Raw genomic sequence first — 19320 nt, 5'->3', positions numbered from 1 at the left:
GCCGTCTCCCGGCACACCGCTCTTCGACATCCTGGTTCTTTCCCACGGCCCGATCCTCGCCGGCGGCGTACGTGTCCCGCTTCCGATAAATTGCCAAGCAATGCCGGACATCCGCCACACCCCCGTCGCCCCCACCCGCGCCCAGCAGATGGCGCCGGGGGACACCATCGACGCGCATCGGCACGACGACCACCAGATCGTCTACGCCGGCCGCGGCGTCCTGGCCGTGACGACCGGGGCGGGGACCTGGGTCGCCCCCGCCACCCGCGCGATCTGGGTACCCGCCGGGACCGTGCACGCGCACCGGGCGCACGGCAGCCTCGAACTGCATCTGATGGGGATCGCGGCCGACGAGAACCCGCTGGGCCTGGATGCCCCGACCGTGCTGATGGTCGGACCGCTGCTGCGCGAGCTGCTCCTCGCCCACACCAGGGCGCCCGACGACGACACTCCCGAGGGCGCCCGCCTTCGGGCCGTGCTGCTCGACCAGCTCCGCGTCTCGCCGCAGCGGCCCGTGACCCTGCCCGCGCCCAGCGACCCCCGGCTGGTCGCGGTGTGCGCCCTGCTCGAAGCCGACCCGGCCGACCGGCGCGGGCTCGCCGCACTCGGTCTGCTCGTCGGCGCGAGCGAGCGCACCCTGACCCGGCTCTTCCGCGCCGACCTCGGCATGACGTTCCCGCAGTGGCGCACCCAGCTCCGCCTCTACCGGGCCCTGCAACTGCTGGCCGAGGACACGCCCGTGACCGCCGTGGCCCATCGCTGCGGCTGGTCCTCGACCAGCGCCTTCATCGACGTGTTCCGCCGGGCGTTCGGCCACACGCCGGGTGCGCACGGCCGCTTGCGTTAGAGCACGCTCCAACTCGTAGCGTCTTGTCCATGAACAGCGCAGACAACGCAGCCGACATCCCCGCCGCCTCCTCCGGCGCCGAGACCACCGACGAGCGGTTCGAGCGCGGGCTCGCGCTGCTCCGGACCCTGGGCGGACAGGAGCGCCCGGCGGTCCTCGACAGCCTGGCCGACATCGCGCCCGACCTCGGCCACATGACCGTCGCCTTCGGGTACGGCGACGTGATGTCCCGCCCCGGACTCAGCCTGCGGCAGCGGGAGATCGCCACCGTCGCGGCCCTGGCCGCCCTGGGGAACGCGGCCCCCCAGCTGCGCTTCCACATCGACGGCGCGCTCAACGTCGGGGTCAGCGCGGCCGAGGTGGTGGAGATCCTGATCCACACCGCGGTGTACGCGGGCTTCCCGGCCGCCCTCAACGGCATCGGCGCGGCCCGCGAGGTCTTCGAGACGCGTCCCGACGCCGCCGCGACACCGGTCGACAGCGAGCCCCTGCCGGGCGACCGGTACGAGCGCGGTCTCGCCAAGCTCGCCGAGGTCGACGGGCACGCGGGCGACCAAGTGGTCGCCTCGATGCAGGACATCGCGCCCGATCTGGCGCGCTACATCGTCGAGTTCGCCTTCGGTGACATCTACTCCCGCCCCGCGCTCGATCTGAAGTGCCGCGAGATCGCCAGCGTCGCCATGTGCACCGCACTCGGTACGGCCGCGCCCCAGCTGCGCGTCCACATCCACGGCCTGCTCAACGTGGGCGGCAGCCGCGAGGAGGTCATCGAGGTCATCACGCAGATGGCGGGCTACGCCGGCTTCCCCGCGGCACTCAACGGCATCACCGCGGCGCGCGAGGTCTTCGAGGAGCGCGGCGCGGGGCAGTGACCGGTCCCGGGCCGAGGGCCGCTGCCCGGCCGCCGTACGCGCGGGCGCGCGGGCGGCGGCTCCGGGACCGCCTGGCGCGGTTGCCCATCAGCACAGCCCGAACCGCTTGCCCCTCAGGGGAGTTGAAGCGGAACAGCAAGGCGGCCCGACGCGGACTTCCCCCGTCGGGCCCCGAGGGTGCTACTCTGCGAGCAGCACGTGTGTACGCCCCTTCTTCGCGGCGTCCGTGCTCGTTCCCTCCCGGTGCCGCCTCCAGCGCGGCGCCCGCTGTTCCCCTCCCGGCCGCTGTACGGCCCGGAATTCTCCTGCGCCCCGTCGCGCGAAGGGACCCCCTTGTGCTGAGCACGCTCGAACACCCCAACCCCACCCCCATCCACCACGACCACCCCGCCCAGGCCCCGCTCGCCGGCGTCCTGGACCTCACCGGCGGCCAGGGCAGGCTCCGGACCACCGGGTACGCCCCCGGCCCCGGCGACGTGAAGGTACCGCCCGCCCTTCTTCGCCAACACGCCCTGCGCAAGGGCGACTTCATCGAATACGAGAGCCCCGCGGCCGAGCGGATCGTGCGGGTCAACGGCCGCCCCGTCGAGGCGCTGCGCCGCCGCCCGCACTTCGCCGACCTCACCCCGCTGCACCCCCGGGAGCGGCTGCGTCTGGAGACCCGCTCCGACCGGCTCGCCACTCGTGTCGTCGACCTGGTCGCACCCGTCGGCAAGGGCCAGCGCGGCCTGATCGTCGCGCCGCCCAAGACCGGAAAGACCATCCTGCTCAAGGAGTTGGCCCAGGCCGTCGCCGAGAACCACCCCGAGTGCCATCTCATGGTGGTGCTGATCGACGAACGGCCCGAAGAGGTCACCGACATGCTGCGCTCGGTCCGGGGCGAGGTGCTCGCCTCGACGTTCGACCGGCCGCCCAGGGAGCACATCGCGCTCGCCGAACTGGCCATCGAGCGCGCCAAGCGCCTGGTCGAGCAGGGTCGGGACGTCGTCGTGCTCCTGGACTCGCTCACCCGGCTGTGCCGGGCCCACAACAACGCGGCGGGTCCCGGCGGACGGACCCTCAGCGGCGGAGTCGACGCGGCCGCGCTGCACGGCCCCAAGCGCCTGTTCGGCGCCGCCCGGCTGACCGAGGAGGGTGGCTCCCTCACCGTCCTCGCGACCGCACTGGTGGACACCGGGTCACGCGCCGACGACTTCTTCTTCGAGGAGCTCAAGAGCACCGGCAACATGGAACTGCGCCTGACCCGCGCCCTGGCCGAGCGAAGGCTCTTCCCCGCCGTCGACATCACCCCCTCCGGCACCCGCCGCGAGGAACTCCTCCTGGAACCGGGGGAGTTGAGCGCGGTACGCGGACTGCGCCGGGCTCTGCACCATCAGGACGCGCACGGCGCCCTTGAGGCATTGCTCGACAAGATGAAGCAGACCCCCGACAACGCGGCCTTCCTGCGGAAGATCCGCCTCACCGCCTGACCCGCCTGCCGGCCGGAACGGCCTGACGCGCCTGCCGACCGGCGGGCATGCGACCGGCGCCCACGCGACCCGGGCGCACACCCCGCAGTGTGACCGTCCGGACCGGGCGGCCTGCCCGGAGTGCCGCGGAGTGCCCGGAGTGCCCGGCCGGGCGAGCCGGACGGCGCCCGGCCGGACATGCCCGATCGGCCCGGCGACGGCGTCCGCGCGGCCGTCGCCCGGCCGAGGGCCTTCAGGGGAGCAGCTTGTCGAGGGCGGCGGGACCCTCGGCGGCCAGCTTGCGCTCGGCCCAGGCCAGGTTCTCCGGAGTGACGTCCCGCCCGGACGCGAGCACGATGTCCTCGGCGCTGACCTCGCCCCCGGATCCGGTGTGCAGCAGGGCGTCGGGGGTCACGGCCTCGTGCGGGCTGGAATCGGACCGGTCGTTCATGCCGCCTCCTGTGTTCGTCCGGTAATGCACCATTCTCGCCCCCGCCTACCCGGGCCGCATCCGGCCCACACGCCCCGTCCGCACGGGTCGGCGGGGCCGGGTTCAGGACGCCGCGTACACCCGGCTCGCATACGACGAGAAGGCCTCGGCGGTGAGCTTGCGCGCCAGGTCCGCCTCGGTGATCATGCCGACCGGCGTGCCGTCCTCGACCACCACGATCCGGCGGATCCGCGCCTCGCTCATCGCCTTGACCGCGAGCGAGGCGTCCGCGCCGGCGTCGACGGTGTGCACGCCGCCCTCGGCCAGGTCGCCCGCCGTCACCTTCGCGGCGTCCTTGCCCGCGGCGAGTGCCCTGACGACGATGTCCCGGTCGGTGACGATGCCGGCCAGCTCGCCCGCGCTGCCCTTGACGGGCAGCGCGCCGATCCCGTGGTCACGCATCAACTGGGCGGCCCGGTCGAGGGTTTCGGTCGCCGGAATGCAGCGGACGTCGGCGGTCATCAGGTCACGGGCAGTGGTCACGGAAGCCTCCGGTCCAGGGGTGCGGAAGGGGGGCGGGCTCGGCGCCCGCGCCTCGGCCATGCTCGCCGGAGGCTGCCCCTTCGGCGACCGCTCGGCGCCGATCGGGTGTCCCGCCGCGTCCCCGCTCCTCCTGGGCCGCCGGGCCCGGGGTCGGCGCTCCCCTTCCAGATTCTTGGAACACGTTCTACTGTGTGCGCCGCCGTACCGCGACCGTCCTGGAGGGGCCGTGCACCTCGAATACACGCCTGAGCAGCAGCAGTTGCGCACCGAGCTGCGGACCTACTTCGCCGGGCTCGTGCCGGACAACGTCTACGCCCGGTACGCCGACCCGGCCGCCCAGAAGCGGTTCTACCGCGAGACCGTACGGCGGCTCGGCGGCGACGGCTGGCTGGGGGTGGGCTGGCCCGAGGAGTACGGCGGGCGGGGGCTGAGCCCCATGGAACAGTTCATCTTCTTCGACGAGGCCGCCCAGGCCGGAGTCCCGCTGCCGCTCATGGCCCTGAACACCGTCGGCCCGACGATCATGCAGTTCGGCACGGAGGAGCAGAAGGCGTACTTCCTGCCGAAGATCCTCTCCGGCGAGATCGACTTCGCCATCGGCTACAGCGAACCGGACGCCGGGACCGACCTCGCGGCGCTCAAGACCCGCGCGGTGCGCGAGGGCGACACCTATGTGGTGAACGGCCAGAAGATCTGGACCACCAACGGGGACACGGCCGACTGGGTCTGGCTCGCCGTCCGCACCGACCCGGACGCCCCCGCGCACAAGGGCATCACCATGCTCCTCGTGCCGACCTCGGACCCCGGCTACAGCTGCACCCTCATCAACACCCTCGCCTCGCACGACACCACCGCCAGCTACTACGAGAACATCCGGGTCCCCGCGTCGCGCCGGGTGGGCGAGGAGAACAAGGGCTGGCGGCTGATCACCAACCAGCTCAACCACGAGCGGGTCACCCTGGCCGCGCACGGCACCATGGCGATCCGTGCGCTGCACGACGTCCAGCGCTGGGCCGCCGACACCAAGCTCGTCGACGGCCGCCGCGTCATCGACCTCGGCTGGGTCCGCAGGAACCTCGCCCGCACCCATGCCCGCCTGGACGCGATGAAGCTCCTCAACTGGCAGATGGTCAACGCCGTCCAGGAAGGCACCCTCACCCCGCAGGACGCCTCGGCCGTCAAGGTGTACGGATCGGAGGCGCGCCGGGACGCCTACGCCTCGCTCATGGAGGTCGTGGCGGCCGCGGGACCGATGAAGGAGGGCTCGGCCAAGGCCGTCCTGCACGGCGAACTGGAGCGCGGCTACCGCTCGGCCGTGATCTTCACCTTCGGCGGCGGCAACAACGAGATCCAGCGCGAGATCATCGCCTGGATCGGCCTCGGCATGCCCCGCGTCCGGCGCTGACGGCCCGCGCGGCGCCGGCCGGGTACCGCGGCGCCGCTACCCCGGGCGCGGGGCGCCGACTAACCTGCTGGTGTCACAGGCACGCCCGGTCCCGAGCGCACGCCCACTGGAGGTGGCGGATGACGGACGCCGACCCGGGGTACTTCGGGCCCCATTCGGTCACCTGGCAGCTGCACAGCGACCCCATGATGTGGATCGCGGGTGTCAGGGCGCTCTACCTCCAGGCGCTGCACCCCCGGGCCGTGCGCGGAGTCATGCAGAACTCCGACTTCCGCAAGGACGCCTGGGGACGCCTGATGCGTACGGCGAACTTCGTCGGGACGCTCTCGTACGGCACCAAGGACGACGCCGAGCGGGCGGGCGAGCGGGTCCGCCGCATCCACGCCCTGCTCAAGGCGGACGACCCCGTCACCGGGGAGCGGTTCGGCATCGACGACCCCGAGCTGCTCCTGTGGGTGCACTGCGCCGAGATCGACAGCTACCTCGCTGTCGTGCGGCGCTCCGGGTTCCGGCTCGATGACGCCCAGGCCGACCGCTATGTCGGCGAACACCGCGTGGACGCGCGCCTGGTGGGACTCGATCCGGCGGAGGTCCCGGGCAGCGTGGCCGAACTCGCTGCCTACTTCGACTCCGTGCGGCCCCGGCTCGCGGTGACCGCCGACGCCCGGGCCGTCGACGACTTCCTGCGCCGGCCGCCCACCCCCTGGCCCCTGATCCCGGCCCGCGAGCTCGTGTGGCGGCGGGTGGCCGCCCTCGCCTACGCCTCACTGCCCCCGTACGCCCATGAGCTCTACGGCCGCCCCGCGCCCGCCGTGACCACCGTGGACCGCCGCCTGCGGTTCACCGGTACGGCGCTGCGCCGCATCCCCGCGACGGTGCGCTGGCAGCTTCCGCCCCGGCACATCCTGAGGGCGGTCGCCCGGCTCGGGCCCGAGACCCGGCCCGCACCGTACAAACTTCGCGAACAGGCCGCCATACTGGACCGGCCGGGGAGGGCGCATGGTCAGTGACGGGGGCGACGGCACCAGATGGCGGACACCAGGCTGATCCACGGCCGCTACCGGCTGCTCGATCCGATCGGGCGCGGCGGCATGGGCGAGGTGTGGGCGGCCCGTGACGAATCGCTGGAGCGGCGGGTCGCGGTCAAGCTGCTCAAACCACTGGCCCCGGGCCACGAGGAGTCGTTCACCCGGGTGCTCAGGGAACGCTTCCGGCGCGAGGCCCGGGTCGCCGCCGCGCTCCAGCACCGAGGCGTCACCGTCGTCCACGACTTCGGCGAGTACGAGGGCGGGCTCTACCTCGTCATGGAACTGCTCGACGGGCGCAACCTCAGTCAGCTCCTCGACGACAACAGGCAGCGGCCGCTGGCCGTCGAGGACGTCGTCGACATCGCCGAACAGGTGGCCGCTGCCCTCGACTACACCCACCAACAGGGCATCGTGCACCGGGACTTGAAGCCCGCCAACATCATGCGGCTCACCGATGCCACGGTGAAGATCTGCGACTTCGGCATCGCCCGGCTCGGCGCCGACATCGGCTTCACCAGCCGGCTCACCGGCACCGGCATCGCGATGGGCACCCCGCACTACATGTCGCCGGAGCAGATCGCCGGCGCCGAGGTCGACCACCGCAGCGACCTGTACTCGCTCGGCTGCGTCCTGTACGAACTCGCCACCGGGGCGCCGCCGTTCGACCTGGACGACGCCTGGGCGGTGCTCGTCGGGCACCGGGACACCGTGCCCCGCCCGCCGCGCGAGCACCGCGCCGAACTTCCCGGCTTCCTCGACCGTGTCGTCCTCGACCTCCTGGCCAAGGAGCCGGATCAACGACCGGACGACGCGGGGGAGTTGGGGCGCAGGCTGGCGGCGGGCCGGGCCGCGGCCGGCCGGTCCGGCGGCCCGGTGCCGCGGGCCGCGCGGCGCGCACCCCGGCTGCCGTCGTGGACGGAGGGGATGACCACCGGCCACAAGGCGACCCGCGCCTTCTCGCCGGCCATCGACCCCGACCCGACCGCGGGCCTCACCGGCGAATGGACCGCGCCGCCCGCCGACCCGTACCGCGCCGGGGCCGCATCCGCGTCGAGGGAGGCGGAGCGGGCCGCCCCGACGGCCAAGGCCCTCGCCGCGCTCGACAGCCGCCACGGCGCGGGGCTCAGCCTCGGCCGTCTCGGCCGCTGGGCGGAGGCGGGCGAAGTGCACCGGGCGGTGGCCGCCGAGCGCGCCCACCTCCTCGGGCCCGACCATCCCGACACCCTCGCCAGCCGCTACGAAATGGGCTTCACGCTGAGCCGGACGGGCCGGGCGGCCGACGCGCTGCGCGAGTTCGGCAAGGTCGCGGAGGGCCGGGCCCGCTCGCTCGGCCCCGACCATCCCGAGACGCTCGACGCGCGCCAGGAGACGGCCTACGTCCTCGGCCGCCTCGGCCGTCACTTCGAGGCGCACCAGGTGTACGTCGCGGTCCTCGCGGCCCGGGAGCGCACCCAGGGCCCCGAGGACCCGGACACCCTGCGCTGCCGGCACAACCTCGCCTTCAACCTCAGCCGCCTCGGCCGGCATGAGGAGTCCTGCGCGATGGCCCAGGACGTGGCCGCGGCCCGGGCCCGGGTGCTCGGCCCGGGGCACCCCGAAACCCTGGTCACCCAATACGAAGTCGCTTACGCACTGGGCCTGTTGGGGCGCTGGGTCGAGGCACTCGCCGCCTATCGCGAGGTCGCCCGGGGCCGGGCGGTGGCGCTCGGCCGCGACCACCCCGACACCCTCGCGGCACGCTACGAGATCGGCATCAGCCTGGGCCGGCTCGGGCGCAGCCCGGAGGCACTGGAGCTGTACCGGGAGCTGGTGGCGGACCGGCTGCGGGTCAGCGGCCCCGAGGACCCGGAGACACTGCGCGCCCGGCACGGCCTGGGCGTCAACCTCGGCCGCCTCGCCCGCTGGGAGGAGGCGCTGAAGGAGGCCCGAGAGGTGTGCGCGCTGCGCATACGCGTGCTCGGCCCCGAGCACCTGGACACCCTGGTCAGCCGCCGCGAGGTCGCTGTGGGCCTGGGCTGGCTCGGCCGCTGGCCGGAGGCCCTCGACGTCTACCGCAAGGTGGCCGAAGCCCGCGAACGCGTCCTGGGGGCCGATCACCCCGACGCCCTGGCCAGCCGCAACGACGAGGCGAACTGCCTGGAACAGCTGGGCCGCGGCCCGGAGGCCGTGGAGCTGTACCGCAAGGTGGCGGCCCTGCGCCGAAGCGGCCACCACTGACGGGGCCGGTGTTCCGCCGCCCCGCCTCCCCTCCGGGGCGGGGCTTCGCCCCCGCTGCTGCGTGGTCACTCGCGCGGTTCCCAGCGCCCCGTGGCGGTACCGGCCCCGGCGGCACCGGGGCGCGCCCGGCCCGCGGCGGGGTTCCGCGCGCGAACGTCCCGTGTTACCAAGGGGCATGTCCGCACGTACCGCGTTCGCCCGTGATGTCTACGACGCCGTCATCGTCGGCGGCGGCCACAACGGCCTGGTCGCCGCCGCCTATCTGGCCCGCGCCGGGAAGTCCGTCCTGGTGCTCGAACGGCTCGGCCGCACGGGTGGCGCGGCCGTGTCCACCCGCCCGTTCGCGGGGGTGGACGCCCGGCTCTCGCGCTACTCCTATCTCGTCTCGCTGCTGCCGAAGAAGATCGCCGACGATCTCGGGCTCGACTTCGCGGTCCGCAAGCGCACCGTGTCCTCGTACACCCCGACCCTGCGCGGGGGACGCCCCGGCGGTCTCCTCGTCGGCGGCGGCACGGACCGCACTGCCGCGTCGTTCCGCCAACTGACGGGAGACGAAGCCGAGTTCCATGCCTGGCAGGCGTTCTACGCCACGATGCGAGAAGTCGCCGAACGGATCTTCCCCACGCTCACCGAGCCCCTGCCCAGCGCCGCCGCGCTGCGCGAGCGGGTCGACGACGACACGGCGTGGCGGATGCTCTTCGAGGAGCCCATCGGCATCGCAGTGGAGGACCGCTTCCGCGACGACCTGGTACGCGGAGTCGTTCTCACCGACGCCTTGATCGGCACGTTCGCCGACGCCCACGACGCCTCCCTCGCCCAGAACCGGTGTTTCCTCTACCACGTCATCGGCCAGGGCACCGGCGACTGGGACGTCCCGGTCGGCGGCATGGGCGCGCTCACCGACGCGCTCGCCGGGGCCGCGCGGGCGGCCGGAGCGGAGATCGCCACCGGGCACGAGGTGACCGAGATCCGCACCGACGGCACCGAGGCCGAGGTCGGCTACGCGACCGCCGACACCACCGGCACGGTGGCCGCCCGGCACGTCCTGGTGAACGCCTCGCCCCAGGCCCTCGCGGAGCTCACCGGGCTTGCGGCGCCCGAGCCGGCCGAGGGCGCCCAACTGAAGGTCAACATGCTGCTCAGGCGGCTGCCCCGGCTCCGGGACACCGCGGTCGACCCGCGCGAGGCCTTTGCCGGAACCTTCCACATCGCCGAGGGGTACGGCCAGTTGGCGACCGCGTACGCCCAGGCCGCGCGCGGTGAACTGCCCACCGCCCCGCCCTCGGAGATCTACTGCCACTCCCTGACCGACCCCACGATCCTCGGCCCCGAACTCGCCCGGCAGGGCTACCAGACCCTCACCCTGTTCGGTCTGCACACCCCGGCCCGGCTGTTCGCCGAGGACAACGACAAGGCGCGCGAGCTCCTCCTCGCGGCGACCCTCGCCCAGCTGGACGCCCACCTCGACGAGCCGCTCGCCGACTGCCTGGCCCTGGACGCCGAAGGCCGTCCCTGCATCGAGGCGAAGACCCCGCTCGACCTGGAGCGGGAGCTGCGGCTGCCCGGCGGCAACATCTTCCACCGCGCCCTCGCCTTCCCCCACGCCGACGGATCGACGGGCCGCTGGGGGGTCGAGACGGCCCACGCCAACGTGCTGCTGTGCGGGGCCGGGGCCGTGCGCGGCGGCGGGGTCAGCGGCATCCCGGGCCACAACGCGGCCATGGCGCTCCTCGGACTCTGACCCGAAGCGCTCGACTCCCCGGGTGCGGCGGTCAGTCCGCCGACCGCGCCCAGCCGGCCGCCTCGATCCGGGCGGCGTCGGTCGGCCGGGTCTCGTCGAACAGGACCCGGCCGTCGTCGACGACCCGGACCCCGTCGACGTACACCCCGCGCCCGACGTACAGCGGACCGGTCGTGTACCGCCAGCGCAGCCGCAGGGGCCGGCCGTGCCAGGCGGCCAGGTCCGCGCTCGCCTCGTGCCAGACCCGCCCGGACCACCCCGTCACCGACCCCGAGACGTGTTCCAGGGGTGGCCCGCCGGGGCGGACGGTCGTGAACGGAACCGGCCGCCAGGTCGTCCCCGTGTCCGTCGACGCCTCCAGGGCGAGGGTGCCCACGCCCGGCTCGGTGTCCCACCACAGGGAGAGGCCGAGGCGGCCCCGCTCGGTCGTGACGAGGAGTTCGGGCAGCGTCAGCGTGGCCGTGGTCCCGCGTGTCATCCCCGCGAACCACGCGGCCCCGCCGTGTGCGGTGCGTACCGGGACCGCCCGGGCGAGCGCGTTGCCCGCGGCCACCCTCGGGGCCGATCCGGCGCGCCACGTGCGCACCGGATGAACGGAGTTGGCGAGCAGCACCAGGAAGGTGTCGGTGCTGGGGTCGACGACGAAGCTGGTGCCGGTGAAGCCGGTGTGCCCCGCGCTGTGCGGCGTGGCCATCGCGCCCATGTACCAGTGCTGGTGGAGCTCGAAGCCCAGGCCGTGCTCATGGCCGGGGAACGCCGTGTTGAAGTCCCTGAACAGCAGGTCCGTGGAGGCGGGGCGCAGGATTCGGGTCCGGCCGTAGGAGCCGCCGTTCAGGAGCGTCCGGGCGAGGACCGCGAGGTCCCAGGCGCAGGAGAACACCCCGGCGTGGCCCGCGACCCCGCCGAGGCAGTACGCGTTCTCGTCGTGGACCTCGCCCCACACCATTCCCCGGTCGATCCCGGACCACGGCCTGCGGGCGTCCTCGGTCGCGGCGATCCCCGCCCGCCAGGAGGCGGGCGGGTTGTAGCGCGTGCGGTGCATCCCGAGCGGAGCGGTGATCCCGTCGCGGAGCAGTACGTCCAGCGGGCGCCCGGTGATCCTCTCCAGGAGCAGGTGGAGCGACAGCAGGTTGAGGTCGGAGTAGAGGTAGGCGCTGCCCGGCGGGCTCGCGGGCGCCTCGTTCCAGATGAGCCGCAGCCTCTCCTCGTACGTCGCCGCCCCGTAGAGCGGGATCCACGGCGGGAATCCGGAGGTGTGCGTGAGCAACTGCCGTACGGTGACGCCCTGTTTGCCCGCCGCACCGAACTCGGGAAGGTAGGAGGCGACCGGCTCCTCCAGGGCCAGCGTGCCCCGCTCGATCTGCTGGACGGCGAGCAGCGAGGTGAACAGCTTGGAGAGGGACGCGAGGTCGTACACCGTGTCCTTCGCCGCCGCGATCCGCCGCCCGGGCGGGAGCTCAACCGCCGTGTCGCCCTTCTCGTCGTACGCCGCGTAGCGCACCGCGTCCCCGATCGCGTGGTGCAGGGCCACCGTGCCGCCGCGGCCCGCGAGCAGCACGGCCCCGGCGTACCAGGGGTGGTCGGGGGAGGGGCCGAGGAACGTCTCGGCATCCGCCACCAGACGGTCCAGGTGCTCGGGCAGCAGCCCGGCCCGCTCGGCGGAGCCGCGCCGCAGCGCGTGCCCCCGTTCCGTGGCCGCCGCGGTGCCCGGCGTGGAACCCGTCATCAGCGCGCCTCCCAGCGCCATGGCCGCACCGGCCAGCCGTCGTCTGCTGACCCCCCGGACGTCCCCGTCCATCGTCACGCACCTTTCTCGACGCACCCGTCCGACGCGGTGAAAGTATCTTTCGTGATCACGTCGTGCCCGGGAAACTTTCTTCCCCGGTGTTGCGCGTGTCAATGATCGGGCCCGCCGCCCGCCGAGCGGCGCAAACAAACTGACGCTGCATCAGAAAACCTCTTCCTTCGTCGCCCCGGCTGCGGCATCCTGCGCCCCATGCAGACGGAGCTGAGCAAGAAACTGGGAGTCGAGCACGCCGTCTTCGGCTTCACGCCGTTCCCGGCGGTGGCCGCCGCCATCACCCGGGCCGGCGGATTCGGTGTGCTCGGCGCGGTCCGCTACACGGCACCCGACGACCTCGCGCGGGACCTCGACTGGATGCAGGAGCACACCGACGGACTGCCCTACGGCCTCGACGTGGTGATGCCCGCCCAGAAGGTCGAAGGCGTCGGCGAGGCCGAGATCGAGGCCATGATCCCCGAGGGGCACCGCCAGTTCGTGCGGGACACCCTCGCCAAGCACGGCGTGCCCGAACTCGCGGAGGGCGAGGCCTCGGGCTGGCGCATCACGGGCTGGATGGAGCAGGTGGCCCGCAGCCAGCTCGACGTCGCCTTCGGGTATCCGATCAAGCTGCTCGCCAACGCCCTCGGCTCGCCGCCCGCCGATGTCGTGCGGCGCGCCCACGACCGGGGCGTGCTCGTCGCCGCGCTCGCGGGCAGTGCCCGCCACGCCCGCCACCACGCCGAGGCGGGCATCGACGTCGTCGTGGCCCAGGGTTACGAGGCGGGCGGCCACACCGGGGAGATCGCCACCATGGTGCTCGTCCCCGAAGTCGTCGAGGCGGTCGGCCCGCTGCCCGTGCTCGCGGCCGGCGGCATCGGCAGCGGCGAGCAGATCGCCGCCGGGCTCGCGCTCGGCGCCCAGGGCGTCTGGCTCGGCTCCCTGTGGCTCACCACCACCGAGGCCGAACTGCACTCCCGCGCCCTGACCGACAAGCTCCTCGCGGCCGGCTCCGGCGACACCGTCCGCTCCCGCGCCCTGACCGGCAAACCCGCCCGCCAGCTGCGCACCGAGTGGACCGACGCCTGGGACGACCCGGCCGGACCCGGCACCCTGCCCATGCCGCTGCAGGGCCTGCTCGTCGCCGAGGCCGTCTCGCGCATCCAGAAGTACGAGGTCAAGCCGCTGCTCGGCACTCCGGTCGGGCAGATCGTGGGGAAGATGACCGCCGAGCGCGGAGTCCAGGAGACCTTCGACGAGCTGACGCGCGGGTTCGAGCGCGCCGTCGACCGCATCAACCGCATCGCCGGGAGGGACGCCCGATGAACCAGCCGCCCAACGGATTCTGGGCCCAGGCCACCGCCGACCCCGACCGCCCCGTCCTCATCGCCCCGGACGGCGAGGAGTGGACCGCGGGCCGGCTGCACGGAGCCGTCAACCAACTCGTCCACGGCCTGCGGGCCGCGGGCCTCGAACGCGGTGACGCGTTCGCCGTGGTGCTGCCCAACGGGGTCGAGTTCTTCACCGCCTACCTCGCCGCCTCCCAGGCCGGGTTCTACCTCGTTCCCGTCAACCACCATCTGGTCGGGCCCGAGATCGCCTGGATCGTCGCGGACTCCGGCGCCAAGGTCCTCATCGCGCACGAACGGTTCGCCGCGGCGGCCACCGCCGCGGCCGACGAGGCGAAGCTGCCCGCCTCCCGCCGCTATGCCGTCGGCGCGGTCCCGGGCTTCTCTTCGTACGCCCAACTCCTGGACGGGCGGCCCGAGTCGGTGCCGGAGGAGCGCACCCTCGGCTGGGTCATGAACTACACCTCCGGCACCACCGGACGCCCGCGCGGCATCCGGCGCCCCCTGCCCGGCAAGCTGCCCGAGGAGACGTATCTCGGCGGGTTCCTCGGCATCTTCGGCATCAAGCCGTTCGACGACAACGTCCACCTGGTGTGCTCGCCGCTCTACCACACGGCGGTCCTCCAGTTCGCGGGCGCCTCCCTGCACATCGGGCACCGCATCGTCCTCATGGACAAGTGGACACCCCAGGAGATGCTGCGGCTCATCGACCAACAGGCCTGCACCCACACGCACATGGTGCCGACCCAGTTCCACCGGCTGCTCTCGCTGCCCGCCGAGGTGCGGGAACGCTACGACGTGTCCTCGATGCGGCACGCCATCCACGGTGCGGCCCCCTGTCCCGACCACGTCAAGCGCGCCATGATCGAGTGGTGGGGGACCTGTGTCGAGGAGTACTACGCGGCCAGCGAGGGCGGCGGCGCCTTCGCCACCGCCGAGGACTGGCTGAAGAAGCCCGGAACGGTCGGAAAGGCCTGGCCCATCAGCGAGTTGGCCGTCTTCGACGACGACGGCGAGCGGCTGCCGGCGGGTGAGCTCGGCACGGTCTACATGAAGATGTCGACCGGCGGCTTCAGCTACCACAAGGACGAGACCAAGACGCGCAAGAACCGCATCGGCGACTTCTTCACCGTCGGCGACCTCGGCTATCTGGACGAGGACGGCTACCTCTTCCTGCGCGACCGCAAGATCGACATGATCATCTCGGGCGGCGTCAACATCTACCCCGCCGAGATCGAGGCCGCGCTCCTCGTCCACCCGGCCGTCGCGGACGCCGCCGCCTTCGGCATCCCGCACGCCGACTGGGGCGAGGAGGTCAAGGCCGTCGTGGAGGTGGCCGAGGGCTTCGCGGCGGGCGATGACCTCGCCGCCGCGATACTCGCCCACTGCGAGGGCCGGCTGGCCGCGTACAAGCGGCCCAGGACCGTCGACTTCATCGAGGCGATGCCGCGCGACCCGAACGGCAAGCTCTACAAGCGAAGGCTGCGCGAGCCGTACTGGGAGGGCCACGAGCGCGCGATGTGACCCGTTGGAGCCCGGTGCCGGCACCGCCGGCACCGGGCTCCAACGGGCTCACCCGCCCGGACGGTTGACCCCGCCCGCCGGGCCGCCCAGGATCTCGCCATGGACGAGCTACGCAGCAGCACCGTCGACGGCATCGTGCGCCGCAGCGCCCGCCGCACCCCGCACAGGACCGCCCTGCGGTACGGGGACCGCACCTGGAGCCATGCCGAACTGGATGCGGCGGTCTCCACGGCGGCCGCCTTCCTGACCGGCCTGGGTCTGACCAAGGGCGACCGGGTCGCCGCCTACGGACACAACTCGGACGCCTACCTGATCGCGTTCCTCGGCTGCGCCCGCGCCGGGCTGATCCACGTGCCGGTCAACCAGCACCTCACCGGAGCCGACCTGACGTACGTCCTGGAGCAGTCCGGCGCCGCCCTCGTCCTCGCCGACCCCGCGCTCGCCGGGCAGGTGCCCGCCGGCTTCGCCGTGCGGGCACTGCGCGACGCCGGCGACTCGCTGCTCGCGGCCCTCGCCGAGCCGCGCCCGTACGCCTGCGCGAGCCGGGGGGACGATCTGGTCCAGCTGCTCTACACCTCGGGCACCACCGCGCTGCCCAAGGGCGCGATGATGACCCACCGCGCCCTCGTCCACGAGTACGTCTCCGCCATCACGGCCCTCGACCTGCGCGGCTCGGACCGGCCCGTGCACGCGCTGCCGCTCTACCACTCGGCGCAGATGCACGTCTTCCTGCTGCCCTATCTCGCGGTGGGTGCCGAGAACACGATCCTGGACGCGCCGGACCCCGGCCGCATCCTCGGCCTCGTGGCCGAGGGCCGCGCCGACTCGCTGTTCGCGCCGCCCACGGTGTGGATCGCCCTCGCGGCCCACCCCGCCTTCGCCACCGGCGACTTGAGCGGCCTGCGCAAGGCCTACTACGGGGCCTCGATCATGCCGGTGCCGGTCCTGGAGCGGCTGCGCGCCCGGTTGCCGGGGCTCGCTTTCTACAACTGCTTCGGACAGAGCGAGATCGGGCCGCTGGCCACCGTGCTCGGGCCCGAGGAGCACGAGGGGCGGCTCGACTCGTGCGGGCGGCCCGTCCTCTTCGTCGAGGCGAAGGTCGTGGGCGAGAGCGGCAAGGAGGTGCCCGACGGGACGGCCGGCGAAGTGGTGTACCGCTCACCGCAGTTGTGCGAGGGCTACTGGGACAAGCCGGCCGAGACCGCGGACGCCTTCCGCGACGGCTGGTTCCACTCGGGTGACCTCGCGGTGCGCGACGACGAGGGGTACTTCACCGTCGTCGACCGGGTGAAGGACGTCATCAACTCCGGGGGCGTCCTGATCGCCTCGCGCCAGGTCGAGGACGCCCTCTACACCCATCCCGCGGTCGCCGAGGCCGCCGTGGTGGGGCTGCCCGACGAGCGCTGGATCGAGGCGGTCACCGCGTTCGTCGTACGGCGCGAGGGTACGCAGGGATCGGTCACCGAGGCCCAACTCATCGACCATGCGCGGGAGTTGCTCGCCCACTTCAAGGCGCCCAAGCGGGTCCTGTTCGTGGACGGGCTGCCGCGCAACGCAAGCGGCAAGATCCTCAAGCGCGAACTGCGTGACCGATTCGCCTGAACACCCGTCATGCCGGGCCGGGGCAGCACCGGTTGTCAGCCGCGCGGCTCCCGCAGGTCGACGATGCGCTTGAACTTGCCCACCGAGCGTTCGATGGTCTCGGGGTCGACGATCTCCACCGCCACGGAGACGCCGATCCCGTCCTTGACCGCCGCGACGATCGAGCGGGCGGCGTCCTCGCGCCGCTCCGCGGTGGTGTCCGCCCGGGCCTCCACGCGTACCGTCAGCGCGTCGAGCCGGCCCTGGCGGGTCAGGCGCAGCTGGAAGTGCGGGGCGAGGCCGGGCGTGCGCAGCACGATCTCCTCGATCTGGGTGGGGAAGAGGTTCACCCCGCGCAGGATCACCAGGTCGTCACTGCGCCCGGTCACCTTCTCCATCCGCCGGAACACCCGCGCCGTACCGGGCAGCAGCCGGGTCAGATCCCTGGTCCGGTAGCGGATCACCGGCATCGCCTCCTTGGTGAGCGAGGTGAAGACCAGCTCGCCGCGCTCGCCCTCCGGCAGCACCGCGCCGGTCAGCGGGTCCACCACCTCCGGGTAGAAGTGGTCCTCCCAGATGTGCAGCCCGTCCTTGGTCTCCACGCACTCCTGCGCGACGCCCGGGCCCATGACCTCCGACAGGCCGTAGATGTCGACCGCGTCGATCGCGAACCGCTCCTCGATCTCGGTGCGCATCTCCTGCGTCCACGGCTCCGCGCCGAAGATGCCCACCTTGAGCGAGGTGCTGCGGGGGTCGACGCCCTGCCGCTCGAACTCGTCGAGCAGCGTGAGCATGTAGGACGGGGTCACCATGATGATCTCCGGACGGAAGTCCTGGATCAGCTGCACCTGACGCGCCGTCATGCCACCGGAGGCCGGGATCACCGTGCAGCCGAGCCGCTCGGCCCCGTAGTGCGCACCCAGACCGCCGGTGAACAGGCCGTACCCGTAGGCCACATGGACCTTGTGGCCCGGCCTGCCGCCCGCCGCGCGGATCGAGCGGGCCACCACGTCCGCCCAGGTGTCCAGATCCCGCTGGGTGTAGCCGACGACGGTCGGGCGGCCCGTCGTGCCGCTGGAGGCGTGGATGCGCCGGATGTCGGTCTCGGGGACCGCAAACATGCCGAACGGGTAGTGGTCGCGAAGATCGGACTTGGCGGTGAAGGGGAAGCGCGCGAGATCGGCGAGCGAGACGCAGTCCTGCGGGTGCACCCCGGCCTTGTCGAAGGCCTCCCGGTAGAACCCGACGTGCTCGTAGGCGTGACGCAGCGAGGCGCGCAACCGGTCGAGCTGCAGGGCCTCCAGCTCCGGGCGGCTCAGCCGCTCGCCCGCGTCCAGCTCAGGTGCCATGGGTGCGCTCCCGTCCTCGCTCCGCCCGGGGAAGGGGCGACGAAATCGGACGACCGATCATTCGGTCGATCTGTGTTGGATCAGTAATTCAGCAGCCCGAGGGGTCCGTCAAGGCCTGTGGACAAGTCGGAGCGCCCCGCCTGGGCGGGGGCGGCCGTTCATGATCGTGCCGTGGGCGAAACGGGATTGCCGGGCGCGCAGGGCGGCTGTGAGGATCGGCCGCATGCCGAAGTTCACGACGTACGACGGAACCCGGATCGCCTACCGCCTGCGCGGCGACGGCCGGCCGCTGATCTGTCTGCCGGGCGGCCCGATGGGCGCCTCCGCCTACCTCGGGGACCTGGGCGGGCTCACCGCGCAGCGTCGGCTGGTGCTGCCCGACCCCCGGGGCACGGGGGACTCGGACGCGCCGGACGACCCGGCGTCCTTCCGCTGCGACCGTCAGGTGGCCGATGTGGAGGCGCTGCGCGTCCACCTCGGCCTCGACCGCCTCGATCTGCTCGCCCACTCCGCCTCCGGGAACCTCGCGCTCCTGTACGCCGCCCGCCACCCCGACCGGGTCCGCTCGCTGACCCTGGTCGCGCCCGGCGTCCGCGCCGTGGGCATCGAGGTGACGGAGGACGACTGGCGGGCGGCCGTCGCCCTGCGGGCGGGCGAGCCCTGGTACGAGGAGGGGCGGGCGGCCTTCGAGCGACTGTGGGCGAAGGAGGCCTCTTGGGGCGAGGTCCTCGACGCCATCAGGCCCTTCGCCTACGGGCGGTGGGATGCGGCGGCCCAGCGGCACGAGGCCCTCACCCGAGCCGTGCGGAACCAGGCCTTGGCGGGCGCCTACTACGCGGACGGCGCCTTCGACCCGGCGGCCACCGTCGCCGCCCTCGCGGGGCTTGCCGCGCCCGTCCTGGTGATCGCGGGCGAGTACGACGGCGGACCGACCCCGGCGCGCGCTGCCGAACTGGCCGCCCTCCTCCCGGACGCCGAACTCGTCGTGCAGCGGGGCGCCGGGCACTCCCCGTGGGTCGACGACCCGGAGGCCTTCGTGCGTACGGTCGCCGCCTTCCTCGACCCGGAAGTGCGCACGTCGTCGTCGATGGTGTCCGGCTCGCCCAGCGGGTGCGCGGCCCGCGGACCGCACCGCCCGTGATCCTCGTGCACGACCGGGGCTGCGACAGCCGCGACTGGGACCACATCGCCGAACGCCTCGCGGCC

General features: G+C 73.1%; 15 protein-coding genes. 11 read left to right on the top strand and 4 right to left on the bottom strand.

What is annotated here, in order from left to right; genetic code table 11:
- The first annotated feature begins 100 nt into the window (after positions 1-100).
- The 3 genes from IE267_RS27785 to rho all read left to right on the top strand — a co-directional run bounded on the left by IE267_RS27785 (position 101) and on the right by rho (position 3188).
- Positions 101-847: an AraC family transcriptional regulator gene (locus IE267_RS27785; RefSeq protein WP_189765100.1), complete on the top strand. Its 747-nt coding sequence runs from the start codon at positions 101-103 to the stop codon at positions 845-847.
- Between the two features lie 29 nt (positions 848-876).
- Positions 877-1719, top strand: a complete 843-nt coding sequence (locus tag IE267_RS27780; protein ID WP_189765099.1) for a carboxymuconolactone decarboxylase family protein — start codon at positions 877-879, stop codon at positions 1717-1719.
- Between the two features lie 335 nt (positions 1720-2054).
- Positions 2055-3188 (top strand): transcription termination factor Rho, encoded by a 1134-nt coding sequence (gene rho / locus IE267_RS27775; protein ID WP_189765098.1) that lies wholly within the window; start codon positions 2055-2057, stop codon positions 3186-3188.
- Positions 3189-3420: 232 nt separating this feature from the next.
- Here the strand turns inward: rho and IE267_RS27770 are convergent, their stop codons facing one another.
- Complete coding sequence (locus tag IE267_RS27770) at positions 3421-3618, bottom strand: long-chain fatty acid--CoA ligase (RefSeq protein WP_161258353.1); 198 nt, start codon at positions 3616-3618, stop codon at positions 3421-3423.
- A gap of 102 nt (positions 3619-3720) precedes the next feature.
- The gene (locus tag IE267_RS27765) at positions 3721-4140 is read right to left on the bottom strand and encodes a CBS domain-containing protein (RefSeq protein WP_189765097.1); all 420 of its coding nucleotides are present in this window, start codon (positions 4138-4140) and stop codon (positions 3721-3723) included.
- A 226-nt stretch (positions 4141-4366) separates the two neighbouring features.
- Between IE267_RS27765 and IE267_RS27760 the strand changes: the two genes are divergently transcribed.
- From IE267_RS27760 to IE267_RS27745, 4 genes are all read left to right on the top strand, one after another.
- Positions 4367-5545, top strand: coding sequence for an acyl-CoA dehydrogenase family protein (locus IE267_RS27760; protein ID WP_189765096.1), 1179 nt, complete (start codon positions 4367-4369; stop codon positions 5543-5545).
- A gap of 119 nt (positions 5546-5664) precedes the next feature.
- On the top strand, positions 5665-6555 hold the full coding sequence (locus IE267_RS27755) for an oxygenase MpaB family protein (protein WP_189765095.1): 891 nt from the start codon (positions 5665-5667) through the stop codon (positions 6553-6555).
- Positions 6556-6573: 18 nt separating this feature from the next.
- Positions 6574-8790 carry a serine/threonine-protein kinase gene (locus tag IE267_RS27750; protein ID WP_189765094.1) on the top strand — a complete coding sequence of 739 codons (2217 nt, stop codon included), beginning with the start codon at positions 6574-6576 and terminating at the stop codon, positions 8788-8790.
- A gap of 175 nt (positions 8791-8965) precedes the next feature.
- Positions 8966-10531, top strand: a complete 1566-nt coding sequence (locus IE267_RS27745; protein WP_189765093.1) for a phytoene desaturase family protein — start codon at positions 8966-8968, stop codon at positions 10529-10531.
- A 31-nt stretch (positions 10532-10562) separates the two neighbouring features.
- Here IE267_RS27745 and IE267_RS27740 read toward each other — a convergent pair whose 3' ends face one another.
- A complete protein-coding gene (locus IE267_RS27740; protein ID WP_189765092.1) occupies positions 10563-12329 on the bottom strand; it encodes a serine hydrolase domain-containing protein in 1767 nt (588 codons plus the stop codon).
- Between the two features lie 198 nt (positions 12330-12527).
- Here IE267_RS27740 and IE267_RS27735 point away from each other — a divergent pair, with 198 nt between their 5' ends.
- The 3 genes from IE267_RS27735 (at position 12528) to IE267_RS27725 (ending at position 16786) form a co-directional block, all read left to right on the top strand.
- The gene (locus IE267_RS27735) at positions 12528-13637 is read left to right on the top strand and encodes a nitronate monooxygenase (protein ID WP_167160036.1); all 1110 of its coding nucleotides are present in this window, start codon (positions 12528-12530) and stop codon (positions 13635-13637) included.
- Positions 13634-15184 carry an acyl-CoA synthetase gene (locus IE267_RS27730; RefSeq protein WP_167160038.1) on the top strand — a complete coding sequence of 517 codons (1551 nt, stop codon included), beginning with the start codon at positions 13634-13636 and terminating at the stop codon, positions 15182-15184. Before IE267_RS27735 ends, IE267_RS27730 begins: the two co-directional genes overlap by 4 nt.
- A 99-nt stretch (positions 15185-15283) precedes the next feature.
- Positions 15284-16786 carry an acyl-CoA synthetase gene (locus tag IE267_RS27725; RefSeq protein ID WP_189765091.1) on the top strand — a complete coding sequence of 501 codons (1503 nt, stop codon included), beginning with the start codon at positions 15284-15286 and terminating at the stop codon, positions 16784-16786.
- A 35-nt stretch (positions 16787-16821) separates the two neighbouring features.
- On the opposite strand, the gene paaK is transcribed toward IE267_RS27725, so the two are convergent.
- A complete protein-coding gene (gene paaK, locus IE267_RS27720) occupies positions 16822-18114 on the bottom strand; it encodes a phenylacetate--CoA ligase PaaK (RefSeq protein ID WP_189765090.1) in 1293 nt (430 codons plus the stop codon).
- 223 nt (positions 18115-18337) lie between these two features.
- Here paaK and IE267_RS40490 point away from each other — a divergent pair, with 223 nt between their 5' ends.
- On the top strand, positions 18338-19255 hold the full coding sequence (locus IE267_RS40490) for an alpha/beta fold hydrolase (protein WP_373304596.1): 918 nt from the start codon (positions 18338-18340) through the stop codon (positions 19253-19255).
- Positions 19256-19320: the final 65 nt, after the last annotated feature.

Source organism: Streptomyces xanthochromogenes (assembly GCF_014650455.1).
GTDB lineage: Bacteria > Actinomycetota > Actinomycetes > Streptomycetales > Streptomycetaceae > Streptomyces > Streptomyces xanthochromogenes.
Note: the sequence above shows the minus strand (reverse complement) of the source record. Positions and strands in the feature narration are given on the sequence as shown.

What these genes read in the sequence shown, in the direction of transcription:
- IE267_RS27785 (WP_189765100.1), top strand. Translation starts at nt 101, where the DNA reads ATGCCGGACATCCGCCACACCCCCGTCGCCCCCACCCGCGCCCAGCAG.
- IE267_RS27780 (WP_189765099.1), top strand. Translation starts at nt 877, where the DNA reads ATGAACAGCGCAGACAACGCAGCCGACATCCCCGCCGCCTCCTCCGGC.
- IE267_RS27770 (WP_161258353.1), bottom strand. Translation starts at nt 3,618, where the DNA reads ATGAACGACCGGTCCGATTCCAGCCCGCACGAGGCCGTGACCCCCGAC.
- IE267_RS27755 (WP_189765095.1), top strand. Translation starts at nt 5,665, where the DNA reads ATGACGGACGCCGACCCGGGGTACTTCGGGCCCCATTCGGTCACCTGG.
- IE267_RS27750 (WP_189765094.1), top strand. Translation starts at nt 6,574, where the DNA reads ATGGCGGACACCAGGCTGATCCACGGCCGCTACCGGCTGCTCGATCCG.
- IE267_RS27745 (WP_189765093.1), top strand. Translation starts at nt 8,966, where the DNA reads ATGTCCGCACGTACCGCGTTCGCCCGTGATGTCTACGACGCCGTCATC.
- IE267_RS27740 (WP_189765092.1), bottom strand. Translation starts at nt 12,329, where the DNA reads ATGGACGGGGACGTCCGGGGGGTCAGCAGACGACGGCTGGCCGGTGCG.
- IE267_RS27735 (WP_167160036.1), top strand. Translation starts at nt 12,528, where the DNA reads ATGCAGACGGAGCTGAGCAAGAAACTGGGAGTCGAGCACGCCGTCTTC.
- IE267_RS27730 (WP_167160038.1), top strand. Translation starts at nt 13,634, where the DNA reads ATGAACCAGCCGCCCAACGGATTCTGGGCCCAGGCCACCGCCGACCCC.
- IE267_RS27725 (WP_189765091.1), top strand. Translation starts at nt 15,284, where the DNA reads ATGGACGAGCTACGCAGCAGCACCGTCGACGGCATCGTGCGCCGCAGC.
- paaK (WP_189765090.1), bottom strand. Translation starts at nt 18,114, where the DNA reads ATGGCACCTGAGCTGGACGCGGGCGAGCGGCTGAGCCGCCCGGAGCTG.
- IE267_RS40490 (WP_373304596.1), top strand. Translation starts at nt 18,338, where the DNA reads ATGCCGAAGTTCACGACGTACGACGGAACCCGGATCGCCTACCGCCTG.